At 37.3% G+C, this 437-nt stretch carries 1 protein-coding gene; it reads left to right on the forward strand.

The annotated features are described in order from the left end of the window. Positions 1-413: hypothetical protein (locus tag RFW85_RS12410; RefSeq protein WP_309171573.1), on the forward strand; the 413-nt coding region annotated here is incomplete at its 5' end. Positions 414-437: the final 24 nt, after the last annotated feature.

A 437-nucleotide genomic window follows, 5' to 3' on the forward strand; every position in this document is an offset into this window, starting at 1 on the left:
TTTTACAAGTAACGTTGAATAGAAGTGGTGGAAAAGTTAGAATTGATGCTTCAGTAAATATTTGCACACCTACTTTTGGCGCTTTTAGTGTAAGTGACGGACGAGGTAATCCAATTGCAGCAAATGACAGGGCCATGGCTTCTTTTTATATTTCTATATATCGGAATGGAAATTTAATTGGACGGGGTTCATTAGGTGCAAATCTTGAAACTGGTACTATTAATGTCAATTTCAACGGGACTGCGGTTATCGTTTCAGCTATTGATGATAACAGTACTATTGGCAATGTTACCTACACACTTAAAGCAGGATTTGCTCGACAGGAGGGCGTTAATATTCCATTAAATGTGGAATCAAGAAGCAACTTTATGATTACTTCGAGAACGTTAAGTGTTATTGAAATGAAAAAGTAACAGCACCCAACCGGGTGCTTTTTT

Source organism: Acinetobacter sp. 12966 (assembly GCF_031196995.1).
GTDB lineage: Bacteria > Pseudomonadota > Gammaproteobacteria > Pseudomonadales > Moraxellaceae > Acinetobacter > Acinetobacter geminorum.